Source organism: Flavobacterium sp. 316 (assembly GCF_000967805.1).
Taxonomy (GTDB): domain Bacteria; phylum Bacteroidota; class Bacteroidia; order Flavobacteriales; family Flavobacteriaceae; genus Flavobacterium; species Flavobacterium sediminilitoris.
On record NZ_JYGZ01000005.1, the window covers coordinates 469,444 to 486,880 of the forward strand.

A 17,437-nucleotide genomic window follows, 5' to 3' on the forward strand; every position below is an offset into this window, starting at 1 on the left:
TATAAATAAAATGAAAGTTACCGAACATATACATAATGCAAATGGGAAATCATTGTTTTCATTTGAAATATTACCACCTTTAAAAGGACAAAATATTCAATCAATTTTTGATGGTATTGATCCTTTAATGGAATTTAATCCTCCGTTTATTGATGTAACATATCATCGTGAAGAATATGAATATAAAGAATTAGATAATGGTCTTTTGCAAAAGAAGATTGTTAAAAAAAGACCAGGAACAGTTGGAATTTGTGCAGCCATTCAAAATAAATATAATGTAGATGCTATTCCTCATATTTTATGCGGTGGTTTTACAAAAGAAGATACAGAAAATCTTTTAATCGATTTAGATTTTTTAGGAATTGATAATGTAGTAGCGCTTCGTGGAGATGCAGTTAAAAGCGAAATTTATTTTAAACCTGAAAAAGAAGGAAATAAATATGCGGGTGAGTTAGTAACTCAAATTTCAAACTTAAATAATGGGTTTTATTTGGATTCCGATTTACAAAACTCAACTAAAACTAATTTTTGTATTGGAGTAGCAGGATATCCAGAGAAACACATGGAAGCCCCAAGTATGGATAGTGATATTCATTTCTTAAAACAAAAAATAAAAAATGGAGCGGATTATATTATTACTCAAATGTTCTTTGATAATCAAAAATTCTTTGATTATGTAGCCAAATGTCGTGCTGCTGGAATTACAGTTCCTATTATTCCAGGATTAAAACCTATTGTTACAAAAAGACAATTAAATCTAATTCCTCATAGGTTTAAAGTGGATTTACCAGATGATTTAATAAATGAAATCATAAAAGCAAAGGATAATGATGGTGTTAGAGATATAGGGATTGAATGGTGTATTTCTCAAAGCAAAGAGTTGCTAAAAGCAGGAATTCCTGTGTTGCATTATTATTCTATGGGTAAATCAGACAACATAAAAACTATCGCTAAAGAAATTTTTTAAACAAGATAGTTAAATCGTTAAAATGCATTTTTTACAGATAAAATGCATTTTTATGAATTCTTTATAATTGGTTCTTTCTTTTTGAGTTGTATTGATGATAATTTGTTAAATATTTATTTTTTATAAATTTTATTTAATAAATTAACAACTATATATAATTATTTTGCAAAATATAGTGGTTCTTTGTAAATATAGTGTTTGCTTATTTGAAAAATATGGCTTAATATTACGTTAAATAAAAATAGAGTCATTTATGAAAAAAATTATGCTAATTTTAGTTTTTTTATTTGTTTTTCAAGTTGATTATGCAAATACAAGTGATCCTCTTTTATCTCAAGCAAAAGAATATAGTTTGAATGAAAATTATTCTGATGCAATTAAAATGTATAAAGAATATTTGAATAATACTGATGATTTAGAACTTAAAAATGTTTATATAGAAATGGCAAATTGCTTTTTTAAAATAGATGATAAAGATTCAGCAATAAAATATATAAAAAAAGCCATCACAAAATATGGTTTTAATGAAGAAGACTTTATTTATAATAATGTTTTAGATTCTAAATTGTCAAAATATGCTTTGTCTGTTTTTTATGATGATTTAGATTCTCTTTACCAGAAATACAATGCGACTTTAAATTAATTTTTTTTTTAAATTTTACAAAAAAAGGTTCCTACGTTATAATTATAGTGGGAACCTTTTTTGCATATAGTTTTTTATTTTTTAGATGTTTTCTCTCTAAATATTTGTTCTAAGTTTTTGTTTTTCAAATTTAATTGAAGAATTTTTAATTGCTTGTCTTGAGCAAAATCAAATATTTTAGATCTCATGTCTTTTTCAGATTCAAATGTTAATTCAAAATTTGTTTCATTTAAACTAATTACAGAAACTAACTCTGAGAATATTTTAAAATCTTCAATAGATATAGTTTTATCAAATTCTACTTCAATTACTTGTTTTGTTTGTTCCTTTACAAGAGTTTTTAAATTTTTGTCTTCAACTATTTTTCCGTTATTAATGATAATAACTCTATTGCAAATAGCTTCAACCTCTTGCATAATATGAGTTGATAAAAAAACAGTTTTGTCTTTGCCTATGTTTTTTATTAATTCTCTTATTTCAACTAATTGATTTGGATCTAGTCCAGTCGTAGGTTCGTCTAAAATTAATACTTCGGGATCATGCAATAAAGCACAAGCTAAACCAACACGCTGTCTATATCCTTTCGATAGTTGACCTATTTTTTTATTACTTTCAGGGGTTAATCCAGTTAGTTGTATGACTTCTTCGATTCTAGATTTCTTTACTTTATAAACATCAGCATTGAAAGACAAGTATTCTCTAATATATAAATCTAAGTATAATGGATTATGTTCAGGTAAATAACCAACAGATTGTTGAACCGATTTTGTAGCAGTCTCTATATCAAAATTGTTTACAGATGCTGTTCCAGAATCTGGAATTAAATAAGTAGTTAAAATTTTCATTAATGTAGATTTTCCGGCGCCATTTGGACCAAGAAAACCAACAATTTCTCCTTTCTTTATTGAAAAAGAAATAGTGTCTAGTGCTTTTTGAGTGCCATAGTTTTTAGAGATGTTTTGAACTTCTATTGACATAATAATCCAAGTTTTAGCAAAAGTAAAGTTTTTTAAATTAAAAATATTTTTTTAAAAAAGTATTTTAGAAAGTTTTTTTTTATAAATTAGCAGCTTCAAAATATATAGCAACTAATGTTAGTAACAACAACATTTTATTTTAACAATTCTTTTTATTTCTTCTGGAGACAGTTAAGGGATTGTTTTGCTATTATTTAATGTAAGAAAATAATAAATTATAACATACAATCCCGATTTTTTAATCGGGATTTTTTTTGTTTAAAATCGTATGAAACTAAAAGTAGCAATACAGGGAATTCAGGGATCATTTCATCATCAAGTAGCACATCAATACTTTGGTAGCTCTATTTCGTTAAATGAATGTTCCTCTTTTAATGAGGTAGTTAAAAGTCTGAAATCTAATACTTCAGATAAGGCGGTAATGGCATTGGAGAATTCTATTGCTGGATCAATATTACCTAATTATGCATTGATTGATAATAATAATTTACATATTATAGGTGAGTTTTTATTAGATATTCATATGAATCTAATGGTTCTACCAGGGCAAAATATTTATGATATTAAGGAAGTGCATTCACATCCTATTGCCTTACTGCAATGCGCAAATTTCTTCAATGAATATCCGCATATTAAATTAGTTGAAAGTTCAGATACAGCAATTACAGCGCAAAGAATACAAGAACAACAATTAAAAGGAATTGGTGCGTTAGCTAGTCCAGTAGCAGCTTCTATTTATAGTTTGGAAATAATAGCTTCGGGTGTTCATACTATTAAAAGTAATAAAACAAGATTCGTAATATTAAAATCTACAAACAAAGAAATTTCAAAAGAATTAATAACAAAAGCGTCTATAAAATTTGAGTTAGATGACACGTCAGGTGCTTTGGCTACAGTTTTAAATGTTTTGAATAATTGTAAGTTGAATTTGACTAAAATTCAATCAATGCCTGTAATCGAGACTCCTTTTAAATATGCTTTTTTCGTTGATTTAGTATTTGAAAAATATAAACATTTTGAGAAAGCGAAGAGCTTGTTAGAGATTATGACAACTCATTTTAAAGTTTTGGGTGAATACAAAAATGCCAAATTATGATAACAACAGCCAACAGACTCAATACGGCACAAGAATACTACTTTTCTAAAAAACTGAAAGAAGTTCGTCAACTAATAGCTGATGGAAAACCAATCATCAATATGGGAATAGGAAGTCCAGATTTGTTGCCTTCACCAAAAGTGATTGAAGCCATTCAAAAAGCCATGTTTGATGAAAAAGCACATGAATACCAAAGTTATCAAGGATTACCAGAATTAAGAAAAGAAATGGTAAACTTTTATCAATCACATTTTAAGATTGGTTTGGATTTTAATTCAGAAATTTTGCCATTAATCGGTTCAAAGGAAGGAATTATGCATATTTCAATGGCTTTTTTAAATGAAGGAGATGAAGTTTTAATTCCTAATCCAGGATACCCAACTTATGCAGCTGTTACGGAATTAGTTCAAGCCAAAACGGTTTATTACGATTTAAAGGATGAAAACAATTGGCAACCAGATTTCGAAAAGTTAGAACAACAAGACTTATCTAAAGTTAAACTAATGTGGGTGAGTTATCCACATATGCCAACAGGAGTTAACGGTTCATTAGAATTATTTGAAAAACTAATTGCTTTTGGAAAAAAACATAAAATTTTAATTGTAAATGACAATCCATATAGTTTTGTTTTAAATGAAAACCCAACATCAATCCTTCAAGTTAAAGATGCTAAAGACATTGCAATAGAACTAAATTCCTTAAGTAAAACTTATAATATATCAGGTTGGAGAGTTGGAATGGTTTTAGGAAATCCAAATTTTATAGAAGCAATTCTAAAAGTAAAAAGCAACATGGATTCTGGAATGTTTTATGGTATTCAAAAAGGAGCAATTGAAGCTTTAAAATTAGACAAGACTTGGTTTGAAACCCAAAATAAAGTGTACAAAAAACGTAAAGATTTAGTAATTCAATTAGCTGAAAAATTAGGATGCGAAGTGGTTAAAAATTCCGTTGGATTATTCGTTTGGGCAAAATTACCAAGTCGTATAAAGTCTTCAGAAATATTTATTGATAAAATATTAATAGAAAAAAACATTTTCATAACACCAGGAACAATTTTCGGAAGCAACGGAAATGGATATATTCGTTTTTCATTATGTGTCACAGAAGATAAAATAAAGGAAGCAATTGCGAGATTTTAACTAAAAAATGTTGGGATTTTTAATATTGGAATTTTATGAAAGTTTATATAATAGGAATAGGTTTAATTGGAGGCTCAATAGCTTTGGATTTAAAATCACATTTTAAAAAAGCTATATTTTTTGGAATAGATGCCAGTGAAAATAATTTGGAAGAAGCTATAAAATTGGGGATTATTGACCAAAAATCAACTGAAGACAAATTAATTAACGCAGATTTAGTAATCGTTGCTGTGCCAGTTAACGTGGCTTTGGTAATTTTGCCAAAAGTTTTAAATGTGATTAATGATAATGCTCTTGTTATTGATGTTGGTTCAACCAAATTTCCAATATGTGAAGTTGTTGCAAATCACAAAAGAAGAAGGAATTTTTTAGCAACCCATCCAATTGCAGGAACAGAATTTTCCGGACCAAATGCAGCAGTCAAAGAGTTGTTTAAAGGCAAAACTAACATCATTTGTGAAGTAGAAAAAACAGCTTATAAACAACAAGAGATGGCTTTAGATTTATTTCAAAAACTAGGAATGAGAATTAGATATATGGATGCAAAATCACATGATAAACACATTGCTTATGTGTCACATTTATCGCATATAAGTTCATTTATGCTAGGAAAAACAGTAATTGAAAAAGAAAAAAACGAAAGAGATATTTTTGACATGGCAGGAAGTGGATTTGAAAGTACGGTTCGATTAGCTAAAAGTTCACCAGCTATGTGGACACCCATTTTCAAGCAAAATAAAACCAATATAATTGAAACATTAAATGAATACATAATAAATTTAACAAAATTTAAAGAATTACTTCAAAATGATAATTATGATGAGGTTTTCAATGAAATGCAGAATACAAATAGAATTAAAGAAATATTAAAGTAAATTGTTATCAGTTGTGTGTTATTGGCTTTAAAACAGACAACACACAACAGACGACCTACAACAAAAGAAATATGGAAAATAAAAAAGAAATGAGAACATGGTTAGATGATTTTAAACTAGATCATCCATTAGTTATTGCTGGTCCATGTAGTGCAGAAACAGAAGAGCAAGTACTTCAGATAGCAAATGAATTAAAAAATTCTGATGTATCTGTTTTTAGAGCAGGAATTTGGAAGCCAAGAACAAGACCAGGAGGATTTGAAGGAGTTGGAGCTATAGGTTTAAAGTGGTTGCAAAAAGCAAAAGCTGAGACAGGACTTTTAATGGCAACAGAAGTAGCAAATGCAAATCACGTTCAGTTGGCAATAGAACATGATATCGATGTTCTATGGATTGGGGCACGAACAGCAGTAAATCCTTTTGCTATTCAAGAAATTGCTGACGCATTAGAAGGAACAGATAAAATAGTATTATTAAAAAATCCTGTAAACCCAGATCTGTCCTTATGGATAGGAGGTTTAGAAAGATTATACAATGCTAATATTAAAAAATTAGGCGTAATTCATAGAGGATTTTCTACTTATGAGAAAACGAAGTATAGAAATAATCCAGAATGGCAAATAGCTATTGATATGCAAAATCGTTTTCCTGATTTACCATTAATATGTGATCCGTCTCATATAACAGGAAAAAGAGATATGATTCAAGAAGTATCTCAACAAGCATTAGATTTAAATTTTGATGGATTAATTATTGAAACACATAATGATCCAGATAACGCATGGAGTGATGCTGCGCAACAAGTTACACCTGATACGTTGAAAAGAATGTTCGTAGATTTGAGAGTGAGAAAAGAAACAGACGAAGAAACAGAGTATAATAATAAATTACTACAACTAAGAGCGCAGATAGATACTTATGATGATAAAATTATTGAAGTTATAGGAAATCGTATGCGAATTGCAGATGAGATAGGGCAGCTTAAAAAATCTAAAAACGTGGCCATTCTTCAAAATAAGCGATGGAACGAAATTTTAGGAAAAATGATTTTAACAGGAGAAGAAAAAGGACTGAGTGAAGAATTCATTTTAAAATTATACAAAGCAATTCATCAAGAAAGTATTAATCATCAGGAAAGAATTGTTAATAAATAATTATTGTTTTCGTAATTTTTTTCTGGCACAATAATTGTAATATTGCATTTTAAAAAAAAATAATATTAAATTAAAAGTTTTAACACATGAAGAAAATTATTTTATTAGCGGTTTTTTTTGCTAGTTTTTTAGCAAATGCACAAGCAGACAAAATCTACAAACACAATGGTGAAGTTGTAGAAGGAAAAGTAAAAAAAGTGGAAGAGTATACCATTGTTTTTGTGTATAACGGAGAAGAAGCAGAAAATACAATTGGGAAATATGCAATTGAAAAAATTGTTTATGGAACAAGTGGACGTGAAGAAGAAGTAACAGAGAAAATTGTAATTAACAGTGAGAAAGATTGGGAGAAAGTAGTTATCTTGGAAGAGAAAAGCTATATCGCAGGTCTTAAAAAAGTGGATGAAGTAAGAGGGAAAACAGGATTAATTAATTTTCAAACAGGAAATACTGGAGATAAAAAAGCAGAGAAAAAATTAAAAATGGATGCGGCAAAATTAGGATGTGCGTTTATTTTATTAACTTCTGATAAAACAACAGTTGGAGCTAGTTCTAATCGTTTAGGTGGTTCACAAGCTGTTAAAAAAGGAGTTGCTTACAAATATTAAGAAACAATATGTTTTTTTATACTAAATTAAGGTTGCTTTTTTAGCAACCTTTTTTATTTAATTAAAAAGTTACAATATCTTTGTGAAATGACAGGAATCGTTTACAAGTCTACAGGAAGTTGGTACACCGTAAAAACAAAAGACGGTAGTTTCTTAGATTGTCGCATAAAAGGCAAGTTTAGAATAAAAGGGATTAAGAGTACTAATCCAATTGCTGTGGGAGATATAGTTGATTATGATATTGAAAATACAACTGATGAAACTACAGGAGTAATTAATAATATCCATGATAGAAAAAACTATATTGTTAGAAAATCAGTAAATCTTTCTAAGCAAACTCACATCATTGCTTCAAATATTGATATTGTTTTTTTATTAGTTACGATTAATAATCCGCCAACTACTACGAGTTTTATAGATAGATTTTTAGTAACAGCAGAAGCTTATGGAATTGAAGCTGTTTTGGTTTTTAATAAAATAGATACATTTAATGAAGAAACATTAGATGAACAGTTGTTTTTGCAATATACTTATGAAAGTATTGGATATAAAATTTTAAGAGTTTCAGCAAAAGAAAACAAAGGATTAGAAAATCTTAAAAAAATGATGATGAATAAAGTTTCAATGTTTTCTGGTCATTCTGGTGTTGGAAAATCAACATTAGTTAACGCATTGGAACCAACCTTGAATTTAAAAACGAAACAAATTTCAGATTCACATTTACAAGGACAACATACTACAACTTTTGCAGAGATGTTTGACCTGTCTTTTGGAGCAAAAATAATTGATACACCAGGAATAAGAGGTTTTGGAGTTGTAGATATGGAAAAACAAGAAATAGGAGATTATTTCCCAGAATTTTTTGCATTAAAAGAAGGTTGTAAATTTAATAACTGTTTACATAAGGAAGAACCTCATTGCGCAGTAAAAAAAGCATTAGAGAAAGATGAAATCTCATGGTCAAGATATAAAAGTTATTTGCAAATTTTAGAAGGAGATGATGAACATTATAGAGCAGATGATTATGCGGAAGATAGAAAAGCGAGTGATGAAACTAGAAAATCAGAATAATAAATGAGAGTAGTAATTCAAAGAGTTTCTGAAGCCTCAGTAAGAATAGAAAAAAAAATAGTAGCAGATATAAAAAAGGGATTATTAGTATTAATTGGAATTGAAGATTTAGATACTATTGACGATATCAATTGGTTGACATCAAAAATGGGAAATCTTAGAATTTTTGAAGACGATAATAATATTATGAACCTTTCATTAAAGGATGTTAAAGGAGAAATGATTGTAGTAAGCCAGTTTACGCTTCATGCTTTAACAAAAAAAGGGAATAGACCAAGTTATATAAAAGCAGCAAAACCTGAAATAGCAATCCCATTATATGAATTATTTGTAAAACAAATGGAAACCGAATTGGGAAAAAAAATACAAACAGGGAAATTTGGAGCAGACATGAAAGTATCATTAATCAATGATGGACCAGTAACAATTATAATTGACACTAAAAACAAAGAATAAAAAACAAATATTTTTCTAAACATGAAATTAAATATACTGCTCTTTTTGCTAATAATTACAACTACTTTTTCTCAAAATGATTTAAGTTCTTTAACGGTTTCTAAAGAACTTAAAGAAAAAGCAAATAGTGTTGTTCGTCATCAAAATATTGAGATAGTTGTTAATTCTCAAAAATCATATAGAATAAAAAAGAAAAAAATAATTTCTGTTTTTAATGAATATGGATTAAAAAATATTGATGCAAAAGAATATTATAGTAATTCAGAAAGCGTGAATAGTATTCAGGCAATTATTTACGATTTAACAGGGAAAGAAATAAAGAAAATTAGAAGAAAAGATTTTAAAGATCAAAGTGTTGCAGATGGTTTTTCAATTCTAACAGACGGAAGAGTTGTGTATCTTGATTATACTCCAACTCAATATCCGTTTACAATAGTTTATGAAAGTGATGTAACAAGTTCAAATACAGCATTTATTCCAAGTTGGTACCCAATTGATGATTATTATGAAGCAGTAGAGAAATCAGAATTTAAAATTACATATATACCAGAATTAGGGTTTAAGTACAAAGAATTAAACTTAGGAAGTTACAATGTAGAAAAGAGTGAAGAGGGAAATACATTAAGCTATGTCGTAGAGAATATAACGGCAGAAAAACCTGAAGATTATTCACCATCTTTTGATGAATTTATGCCAAAAGTATTGTTTAGTCTTGAGAAGTTTTCACTAGAAGGAGTAGAAGGAAGTGCAAAATCGTGGGAGGAATTTGGAAAAATATGGTATAAAGAATTAGTTAATGATGATACAGAAATTAAACCAGAAACCTTAGCGGAAATTAAATCTTTGACTCAAGACGTTGAAAATCCAATTGAAAAAGCTAAAATCATTTATAAATATGTTCAAAATAAAACGCGATATGTTAGTATTCAATTAGGAATAGGAGGTTGGAAGCCAATGTCAGTTAAAGATGTAGACAAATTAGGATATGGAGATTGTAAAGCTTTGTCAAATTATACTAGAATCTTGCTAGAGAAAGTAGATGTTAAAGCTTTTTATACAGTTATTTATGGGGATTCAGACAAAAAAAGCTTCGATAAAGATTTTGTTTCGAAACAAGGTAATCATGTAATACTGACACTACCTTATGAAAATAAAAATTACTTTTTAGAGTGTACAAGTCAAACAAATCCATTTGCTTTTGGAGGAGATTTTACAGATGATAGATATGCTTTAATGATTAAACCAGAAGGAGGCTTTATTTTAAAAACAAATGGTTTTAAAGCAATTGATAGCTATCAAAATACTATAGGAAATTATATTGTAAAAGATAATGGAGATTTGGTAGGAAGCGTAGAAATTAAATCAGGAGGGATTCAATATGATAATAAAGCTTTTCTAACAAGAATGGATAATAATGATAAGTTATTAAAGCATTATAAAGAACGATTTTCATGGATAAATAGTTTAGAAATAAGTAATCTAAAAATTGAAAACGACCAAGAAAAAATAGAATTAATAGAGAAATTAAATATTAAATCGAATAAATATGTTACAACTGCGGGAAATTCTATTTTTTTTCCAGTCAATGTATTTAATAGAAGCACAAACATTCCTAAAAAATATAGAGATAGAAAAAATGCATTTCAAATTTCTAGAGGATTTCATGATAATGATGTAGTGGATGTTGTTTTGCCAGATACATATGAAATAGAATTTTTGCCAGAAGTAATGAAAATTGAAAGTAAATTTGGGGATTATTCATTAGAAATAGAAAAGATAGAAACAAATAAACTAAAACTGAAAAGAAGATTAACTATTAATTCTGGAAATTACAGCAAAGAAGAATACGAAGAGTATAGAATATTTCGTGAAAAAATAGCTAAAAATGACAACTCTAAAATTGTACTAACTCAAAAGAAAATATAATGAAATTTAACACCCTTATCCTGATTTTAATATTAGGGCTATTTACAAGTAATCTGTTCTCTCAGAAATATGAATTAGGAAAAGTTACAATTGAAGAATTGAAAGAATCAAGACACCCAATAGATTCTTCTGCCTCTGCTGCTATACTTTTTAAAAAAGGAGACACTAAGTTTGAGTTAAACAATGAAGGTGAATGGACTTTAGTGACAGAAGTGAAATATAAATTTAAAATATATAAAAAAGAAGGATTTGATTATGCAAACCAGCAAGTCTATTATTACGTAGGAGGAACTAAAGAAGAAACACTTCACTTTAGAGATGCTGTAACATATAATTTAGTTGATGGAAAAATTCAAAAAACTAAGTTAAAATCAGATGGTGAGTTTAAGGAAGAGGTAAATAAAAGCACAAAAGTTAAAAAAATAACAATGCCTCAGGTTAAAGAAGGTTCAATTATAGAATATTCTTATACATTAAGATCTCCATATATAACAAATTTTAATGATTGGTATTTTCAAAAAGAAATTCCAATAAATTATGTTGAATATAATGTTTATATACCAGAATATTTTAAATATAGAACTATAGTAACAGGTTATGAAAAAGTAAACGTTGAAAATTTAGGAATTTCAACTGGTTCATTTGCGCAAGAAAAATACACTTATAAAATTGATAATGTTCCAGCTCTTAAAGAAGAAGGTTTTATCACAAATATCGATAATTATACATCTATTTTAAAATGTGAATTAGTCTCTATTTCTTATCCAAGAGAACCTATAAGAAATATTGCAGTTGGGTGGGATGATGTAGTTAAAAGCATATATGATAATGAAAGTTTTGGGAGTGAATTAAAAAGTAAATCCTATTTTGATGATGATTTAAAAATAATCATTAATAATCTAACAACTAACGAAGAAAAGATTGCGGCAATATTTAAGTTTGTACAAAACAGGATGTCTTGGAATGAAAAGTACGGAGTTTATGCAGATGAAGGGGTAAGAAGAGCATACAAACAAAAAACAGGAAATGTTGCAGAAATTAATTTAATTTTAGTTGCAATGTTAAAAGAAGCAGGAATTGATGCAAGTCCAATATTACTAAGTACAAGAAAAAATGGAATTGCCTTATTCCCAAATCGATCAGCATTTAATTATGTTGTAGCAGGAGTAGAAGTTTTAGATGATGTTATTTTGTTAGATGCAACTAATAAAAATGTAGCAATTGATATGTTGCCATTAAGAGCAGTAAATTGGAGTGGAAGAATTATGAGAGAAAGAGGAAGTTCTAGTGAAATTGATCTATTAAATGTTCCTGTATCAAAAGATAATATAATTGTTCTTGGAGAAATTGATAGTGAAGGAAATATTAGTGGAAAGTTAAGAAGACAGTTGACAGATTATAATTCATTTTTACACAGAGAAAATTACGGTTCAGTTTCGGAAGATAGCTATATAGAGAAATTAGAAAATAGATATAAAGGAATTGAAATTGAGGAGTATAAAGTAGATAATGTAAAAGATTTAGAAAAACCAATTGTAGAGTTGTATTCATTTAAAGAAACTAATGTTGTAGAAACAATAGGAGATAAAATGTATATATCACCATTGCTGTTCTTTACACTTGAAGAAAATCCTTTTAAAGTTGACACTAGAAAATATCCTATTGATTTTCAATTTCCAATAAAAGACACATATAACATATCTTTAAAAATACCTGAAGGGTATGAAGTTGAGTATATGCCAACAGCATTAAATGTTTCTATGGAAAATAATTATGGAGCATTTAAATATATTATTTCGCATAAAGGGAATAGTCTTCAGTTAGTCGTAAATTTAGATATCAATGCTTTTTATATCCCATCAGACGCTTATCCTGCATTGAAAAACTTTTTTAAAATGATGGTAGAAAAACAAGCAGAAAAAGTAATCTTGAAAAAGAAATAACAATATGAATATTAAAAACGCACAACAAGAAGTTGATAATTGGATAAACGAACACGGTGTTCGCTATTTTAATGAATTAACAAATATGGCTCAATTGACGGAAGAAGTAGGTGAGGTAGCCAGAATTATAGCTCGTCGTTATGGAGAACAATCTGAAAAAGAATCGGATAAAAATAAAGATTTAGGGGAAGAATTAGCAGATGTTGTTTTTGTTGTGTTGTGTTTAGCAAATCAAACAGGTATAGATTTGCAAGCTGCTTTTGATAAAAAAATGGATATAAAGTCTAAAAGAGACCACGATCGTCATCATAATAATCAAAAATTAAAATAAATTGAGCTGGATTTTATTAATTATTGCAGGACTATTTGAAGTAGGATTTGCAGCATGTTTAGGAAAGGCAAAAGAAACAACTGGAAACACCTCTTTGTTTTGGTATCTAGGTTTTTTAATTTGTTTATCTATTAGTATGATATTGTTAGTAAAAGCCACAAAGGAATTGCCTATTGGAACGGCGTATGCTGTTTGGACAGGAATCGGAGCAGTAGGAAGTGTGTTGGTTGGAATTATTGTTTTTAAAGAACCAGCATATTTTTGGAGAATTTTCTTTTTAACAACTTTAATTTTGTCGCTTGTAGGATTAAAAATGGTCTCTAAATAATGAATATAAAATTAAACACAGCTATTTTAGATAGCAAGTCAAGAATTGCAATTACAGGATCTAAATCAGAGACAAATAGATTATTGCTACTGAAAGCTTTATATCCAAATATTGACTTAGAAAATATTTCAAATTCTGATGATTCAGAAATGATGACTAATGCGTTGTCTAGAGATGAAAAGATTAAAGATATTCATCATGCAGGAACTGCAATGAGATTTCTTACAGCTTATTTTTCAATTCAAGAAGGAAAAGAAATAATACTTACTGGTTCTTCAAGAATGAAAGAAAGACCAATAAAAATATTAGTAGATGCTTTAAGGCAAATAGGTGCTGAAATCTCTTATGAAGAAAATGATGGGTTTCCGCCAATTAAAATTAGAGGACAGAGATTAGAAAAGAGTAAAGTTACTTTAAAAGCAAATGTTAGTAGTCAATATATTTCAGCTTTATTATTAATTGCTCCAAAATTAGAAAATGGGTTAGAGCTTGTTTTGGAAGGAGAAATTACATCTGTTCCTTATATAAAAATGACTTTAGAGCTTTTAGAAGAAATTGGTATTGAAGCGTCTTTTGAAGAGAATATAATAAAGGTAAATCCAAAAACAGAAATTCAAAAATATCGATTTGTAATAGAAAGTGATTGGTCATCTGCGTCTTATTTTTATTCAATTGTTGCGTTGTCTAAAGAAGGAACTAGTATTGAATTGTTAAGCTATAAAGCAAATAGTTTACAAGGGGATTCTGTTTTGGTCGATATATATAAAGATTTTGGAGTTGAAACAAAATTCATAAATAATTCAATAGTTTTAGTTAAAAAGAAACAAAATCCAATCCAATATGTGACTCATAATTTACAATCTTCGCCTGATATAGCTCAGACTATTGCTGTAACTTGTTTCGGATTAGGAATTAAATGTCATCTAACAGGATTACATACTTTAAAAATTAAAGAAACCGATCGATTAGAGGCATTAAAAACAGAATTATCTAAATTAGGTGCGCTAATTTTAGTTACCAATGATAGTTTAATTTTAGAATCATCTAATAATGTTATAGCAAATTGTAAAATAGCAACATATCAAGATCATAGAATGGCTATGGCTTTTGCTCCATTAGCATTAAAAACTTCAATAGTTATTGAAGATTCTGAAGTAGTCTCAAAATCATATCCAGATTTTTGGAATGACTTGGAAAAAATTGGTTTTAAGATGGAAGAAATTTAAAGAATAAAAAGTATTCTTAAAATAAACATCATTTTACTTGACAACGCCTATTTCACAATCGTATATTTGCAAACTGATTTTTAAAATGTTAAAGGAAAAAACCTTGAACTTTTAAACTTTTAAACTTTTAAACTTTATTTTAATGAAATTATCTCATTTCAGTTTTAATTTACCAGACGAGTTATTAGCAGAATTTCCAGCAGAAAATAGAGACGAGTCTCGTTTAATGGTTGTAGATAGAAAAAAAGGAACTATCGAACACAAATTTTTTAAAGATATTATTGATTATTTTGATGATGGAGATGTAATGGTGTTAAACAATACAAAAGTATTTCCAGCACGGTTATATGGTAATAAAGAAAAAACAGGTGCACGTATTGAAGTTTTTTTACTTAGAGAACTAAATGCAGAACAACGTTTATGGGATGTATTAGTTGATCCTGCTCGTAAAATCCGTATAGGAAATAAATTGTATTTTGGTGATGATGATTCATTAGTTGCAGAAGTAATTGATAATACGACATCTCGTGGAAGAACATTACGATTTTTATATGATGGATCTTATGAAGAGTTTAGAGAGAAATTAGTTGAATTAGGAGAAACTCCTATACCAAAATATATAAATAGAGAAGTTGTTCCTGAAGATGCTGAACGTTATCAAACTATTTATGCAAAAGAAGAAGGAGCAGTAGCAGCACCAACGGCTGGACTACATTTTTCTAAGCATTTATTAAAACGTTTAGAAATTAAAGGAGTAGATTTTGCAGAAGTAACATTGCATGTTGGATTAGGTACGTTTAATCCAGTTGAAGTAGAAGATTTGTCAAAACATAAAATGGATTCTGAAGAAATGAATATTTCTCAAGAAGCTTGTGATATAGTAAACAATGCAAAGAAGAATAAGAAAAAAGTATGCTGTATTGGAACAACTTCAATGAGAGCGTTAGAAAGTTCTGTTTCTTCACAGAGAACATTAAACCCATATGGTGGTTGGACGAATAAATTTATTTATCCACCTTATGATTTTAGTATTGCAGATTGTATGGTTACTAATTTTCATACTCCAAAATCTACATTATTAATGATGGTTTCTGCTTTTTGTGGTCATGATCTAATGAAAAAGGCTTACGAAGAAGCAATCAAAGAAAAATATAAATTTTATTCTTACGGTGATGCAATGTTAATCATCTAAGAAATAAAAAGTAAATATAAAATCTCATCTTTAATCGGATGAGATTTTTTGTTTTTAAAATAATGCTAATTCATTAAAAAGCATTATTTCTCATTTGTTTTTATTTTTTGTCTTTCTCTAAAAAAATGTATTTTTACAATTAAATATAATATAATGGATTTCCAAAATACAAGAGAATTTGCAAAGCAGTTAGATAGCCAAGATGAATTGGCAAAGTATAGAGATGAATTTATTTTTCCTCAAGTAAACGGTAAAGATGTAATATATTTTACAGGTAATTCACTCGGCTTACAACCCAAAAGTGCTAAAAAATATGTGGACGAAATAATGAACGATTGGGCAAGTTTAGCTGTTGAAGGACATTTTTATGCTGATAAACCTTGGTGGGATTATCACGAACGATTTTGTCAACCATTAAGTGAAATTGTAGGAGGAAAACCAACAGAAGTTGGGGTAATGAATACTTTGACAGTGAATTTGCATTTACTGATGGTTTCTTTTTATCGTCCTACACAAAAAAAATATAAAATCATTTGCGAAGAAAAAGCTTTTCCTTCTGATCAATATATGTTTCAAAGTCAAATAGATTTTCATTCTAAAAATATCGGATTTAATTCAAAAGAAGCTTTAGTTGAGATTAAAAGAAGAGAAGGAGAGCATAACATCCGTTTAGAAGATGTTTTATCTAAAATTGAAGAAGTAGGAGACGAGTTGGCTTTAGTCCTTATAGGAGGTGTAAATTATTATACAGGACAAGTGTTTGATATAAAAGCCATTACTGAAGCAGGGCATAAAGTAGGAGCATATGTAGGATGGGATTTAGCACATGCAGCAGGGAATATAGAATTGAAATTGAATGAATGGGGAGTGGATTTTGCAGCTTGGTGTAGTTATAAATATATGAATTCAGGGCCAGGAAATGCTTCAGGGTATTTTGTTCATGAAATGCATCATGAAGATGCTGAATTATCTCGATTTGGAGGTTGGTGGGGACATAATAAAGAACGTCGTTTTTTAATGGAACCCGTTTTTGATCCAGCAAAAAGTGCAGATGGATGGCAAATTAGTAATTTACCTATTTTATCTTTAGCACCTTATTTGGCTTCGGTAAATATGTTTGCGGAAATAGGAATGCAAAAATTAATTAAAAAAAGAAATAGTATTACAAGTTATTTAGAGTTTGTTCTTCATGAAATAGATAAAGAAATAGAAGGAATTAAGTTTGAAATTATTACACCATCAAATCAACAAGAAAGAGCATGTCAGTTATCGGTTTATTTACATGGACAAGGTAAAGAATTGTTCGATTATCTTATGAAAAAAGGAGTGATAACAGATTGGAGAGAACCTAATGTTATACGTTTAGCACCTGTGCCATTATATACTTCTTTTGAAGATATGTATGAATTTGGTCAAATATTGAAACAAGGAATTTGCGAATAATTTAATTAATTAAATATATTTTCACTAATTTTTTAATATATTTACAAAATATATAACAA

Annotated in this window: 17 protein-coding genes; 16 read left to right on the top strand and 1 reads right to left on the bottom strand. The window is 28.5% G+C overall.

Going from position 1 to position 17,437, the window contains the following annotated elements:
- The first annotated feature begins 10 nt into the window (after nt 1-10).
- Nucleotides 11-967 carry a methylenetetrahydrofolate reductase [NAD(P)H] gene (metF, locus tag SY27_RS13175; protein ID WP_045971014.1) on the top strand — a complete coding sequence of 319 codons (957 nt, stop codon included), beginning with the start codon at nt 11-13 and terminating at the stop codon, nt 965-967.
- Between the two features lie 253 nt (nt 968-1,220).
- The gene (locus tag SY27_RS13180; protein ID WP_045971016.1) at nt 1,221-1,610 is read left to right on the top strand and encodes a M48 family metallopeptidase; all 390 of its coding nucleotides are present in this window, start codon (nt 1,221-1,223) and stop codon (nt 1,608-1,610) included.
- Nucleotides 1,611-1,684: 74 nt separating this feature from the next.
- On the opposite strand, the gene gldA is transcribed toward SY27_RS13180, so the two are convergent.
- A complete protein-coding gene (gene gldA, locus SY27_RS13185; RefSeq protein WP_045971018.1) occupies nt 1,685-2,587 on the bottom strand; it encodes a gliding motility-associated ABC transporter ATP-binding subunit GldA in 903 nt (300 codons plus the stop codon).
- A gap of 268 nt (nt 2,588-2,855) precedes the next feature.
- Here gldA and SY27_RS13190 point away from each other — a divergent pair, with 268 nt between their 5' ends.
- From SY27_RS13190 to kynU, 14 genes are all read left to right on the top strand, one after another.
- On the top strand, nt 2,856-3,683 hold the full coding sequence (locus SY27_RS13190; protein WP_045971020.1) for a prephenate dehydratase: 828 nt from the start codon (nt 2,856-2,858) through the stop codon (nt 3,681-3,683).
- On the top strand, nt 3,680-4,825 hold the full coding sequence (locus SY27_RS13195) for a pyridoxal phosphate-dependent aminotransferase (protein ID WP_045971022.1): 1,146 nt from the start codon (nt 3,680-3,682) through the stop codon (nt 4,823-4,825). The genes SY27_RS13190 and SY27_RS13195 overlap by 4 nt, the downstream gene beginning before the upstream one ends.
- A gap of 35 nt (nt 4,826-4,860) precedes the next feature.
- Nucleotides 4,861-5,700 carry a prephenate dehydrogenase gene (locus SY27_RS13200; protein ID WP_045971024.1) on the top strand — a complete coding sequence of 280 codons (840 nt, stop codon included), beginning with the start codon at nt 4,861-4,863 and terminating at the stop codon, nt 5,698-5,700.
- Nucleotides 5,701-5,771: 71 nt separating this feature from the next.
- Nucleotides 5,772-6,854: a bifunctional 3-deoxy-7-phosphoheptulonate synthase/chorismate mutase type II gene (locus SY27_RS13205; protein ID WP_045971179.1), complete on the top strand. Its 1,083-nt coding sequence runs from the start codon at nt 5,772-5,774 to the stop codon at nt 6,852-6,854.
- An 86-nt stretch (nt 6,855-6,940) separates the two neighbouring features.
- Nucleotides 6,941-7,462 carry a hypothetical protein gene (locus tag SY27_RS13210; protein WP_045971027.1) on the top strand — a complete coding sequence of 174 codons (522 nt, stop codon included), beginning with the start codon at nt 6,941-6,943 and terminating at the stop codon, nt 7,460-7,462.
- Nucleotides 7,463-7,549: 87 nt separating this feature from the next.
- On the top strand, nt 7,550-8,533 hold the full coding sequence (rsgA, locus tag SY27_RS13215; RefSeq protein WP_045971029.1) for a ribosome small subunit-dependent GTPase A: 984 nt from the start codon (nt 7,550-7,552) through the stop codon (nt 8,531-8,533).
- Between the two features lie 3 nt (nt 8,534-8,536).
- Nucleotides 8,537-8,989 carry a D-aminoacyl-tRNA deacylase gene (dtd, locus tag SY27_RS13220; protein ID WP_045971032.1) on the top strand — a complete coding sequence of 151 codons (453 nt, stop codon included), beginning with the start codon at nt 8,537-8,539 and terminating at the stop codon, nt 8,987-8,989.
- Between the two features lie 21 nt (nt 8,990-9,010).
- Nucleotides 9,011-10,915 carry a DUF3857 domain-containing protein gene (locus tag SY27_RS13225; RefSeq protein WP_045971034.1) on the top strand — a complete coding sequence of 635 codons (1,905 nt, stop codon included), beginning with the start codon at nt 9,011-9,013 and terminating at the stop codon, nt 10,913-10,915.
- A complete protein-coding gene (locus SY27_RS13230) occupies nt 10,915-12,858 on the top strand; it encodes a DUF3857 domain-containing protein (protein ID WP_045971036.1) in 1,944 nt (647 codons plus the stop codon). Before SY27_RS13225 ends, SY27_RS13230 begins: the two co-directional genes overlap by 1 nt.
- A 4-nt stretch (nt 12,859-12,862) precedes the next feature.
- Entirely contained in the window at nt 12,863-13,189 is a 327-nt protein-coding gene (locus SY27_RS13235; RefSeq protein WP_045971038.1) for a nucleotide pyrophosphohydrolase, read from the top strand.
- Nucleotide 13,190: 1 nt separating this feature from the next.
- The gene (locus SY27_RS13240) at nt 13,191-13,517 is read left to right on the top strand and encodes a multidrug efflux SMR transporter (RefSeq protein WP_045971040.1); all 327 of its coding nucleotides are present in this window, start codon (nt 13,191-13,193) and stop codon (nt 13,515-13,517) included.
- On the top strand, nt 13,517-14,743 hold the full coding sequence (gene aroA / locus SY27_RS13245; RefSeq protein WP_045971042.1) for a 3-phosphoshikimate 1-carboxyvinyltransferase: 1,227 nt from the start codon (nt 13,517-13,519) through the stop codon (nt 14,741-14,743). Before SY27_RS13240 ends, aroA begins: the two co-directional genes overlap by 1 nt.
- 142 nt (nt 14,744-14,885) lie before the next feature.
- The gene (gene queA, locus SY27_RS13250; protein WP_045971044.1) at nt 14,886-15,935 is read left to right on the top strand and encodes a tRNA preQ1(34) S-adenosylmethionine ribosyltransferase-isomerase QueA; all 1,050 of its coding nucleotides are present in this window, start codon (nt 14,886-14,888) and stop codon (nt 15,933-15,935) included.
- 153 nt (nt 15,936-16,088) lie between these two features.
- Nucleotides 16,089-17,378, top strand: coding sequence for a kynureninase (kynU, locus tag SY27_RS13255; RefSeq protein ID WP_045971046.1), 1,290 nt, complete (start codon nt 16,089-16,091; stop codon nt 17,376-17,378).
- The last annotated feature ends 59 nt before the right edge of the window (nt 17,379-17,437 follow it).

What these genes read in the sequence shown, in the direction of transcription:
- SY27_RS13225 (WP_045971034.1), top strand. Translation starts at nt 9,011, where the DNA reads ATGAAATTAAATATACTGCTCTTTTTGCTAATAATTACAACTACTTTT.
- SY27_RS13210 (WP_045971027.1), top strand. Translation starts at nt 6,941, where the DNA reads ATGAAGAAAATTATTTTATTAGCGGTTTTTTTTGCTAGTTTTTTAGCA.
- SY27_RS13180 (WP_045971016.1), top strand. Translation starts at nt 1,221, where the DNA reads ATGAAAAAAATTATGCTAATTTTAGTTTTTTTATTTGTTTTTCAAGTT.
- gldA (WP_045971018.1), bottom strand. Translation starts at nt 2,587, where the DNA reads ATGTCAATAGAAGTTCAAAACATCTCTAAAAACTATGGCACTCAAAAA.
- rsgA (WP_045971029.1), top strand. Translation starts at nt 7,550, where the DNA reads ATGACAGGAATCGTTTACAAGTCTACAGGAAGTTGGTACACCGTAAAA.
- dtd (WP_045971032.1), top strand. Translation starts at nt 8,537, where the DNA reads ATGAGAGTAGTAATTCAAAGAGTTTCTGAAGCCTCAGTAAGAATAGAA.
- SY27_RS13235 (WP_045971038.1), top strand. Translation starts at nt 12,863, where the DNA reads ATGAATATTAAAAACGCACAACAAGAAGTTGATAATTGGATAAACGAA.
- metF (WP_045971014.1), top strand. Translation starts at nt 11, where the DNA reads ATGAAAGTTACCGAACATATACATAATGCAAATGGGAAATCATTGTTT.
- kynU (WP_045971046.1), top strand. Translation starts at nt 16,089, where the DNA reads ATGGATTTCCAAAATACAAGAGAATTTGCAAAGCAGTTAGATAGCCAA.
- aroA (WP_045971042.1), top strand. Translation starts at nt 13,517, where the DNA reads ATGAATATAAAATTAAACACAGCTATTTTAGATAGCAAGTCAAGAATT.
- SY27_RS13230 (WP_045971036.1), top strand. Translation starts at nt 10,915, where the DNA reads ATGAAATTTAACACCCTTATCCTGATTTTAATATTAGGGCTATTTACA.
- SY27_RS13205 (WP_045971179.1), top strand. Translation starts at nt 5,772, where the DNA reads ATGGAAAATAAAAAAGAAATGAGAACATGGTTAGATGATTTTAAACTA.
- SY27_RS13200 (WP_045971024.1), top strand. Translation starts at nt 4,861, where the DNA reads ATGAAAGTTTATATAATAGGAATAGGTTTAATTGGAGGCTCAATAGCT.
- SY27_RS13195 (WP_045971022.1), top strand. Translation starts at nt 3,680, where the DNA reads ATGATAACAACAGCCAACAGACTCAATACGGCACAAGAATACTACTTT.
- queA (WP_045971044.1), top strand. Translation starts at nt 14,886, where the DNA reads ATGAAATTATCTCATTTCAGTTTTAATTTACCAGACGAGTTATTAGCA.
- SY27_RS13190 (WP_045971020.1), top strand. Translation starts at nt 2,856, where the DNA reads ATGAAACTAAAAGTAGCAATACAGGGAATTCAGGGATCATTTCATCAT.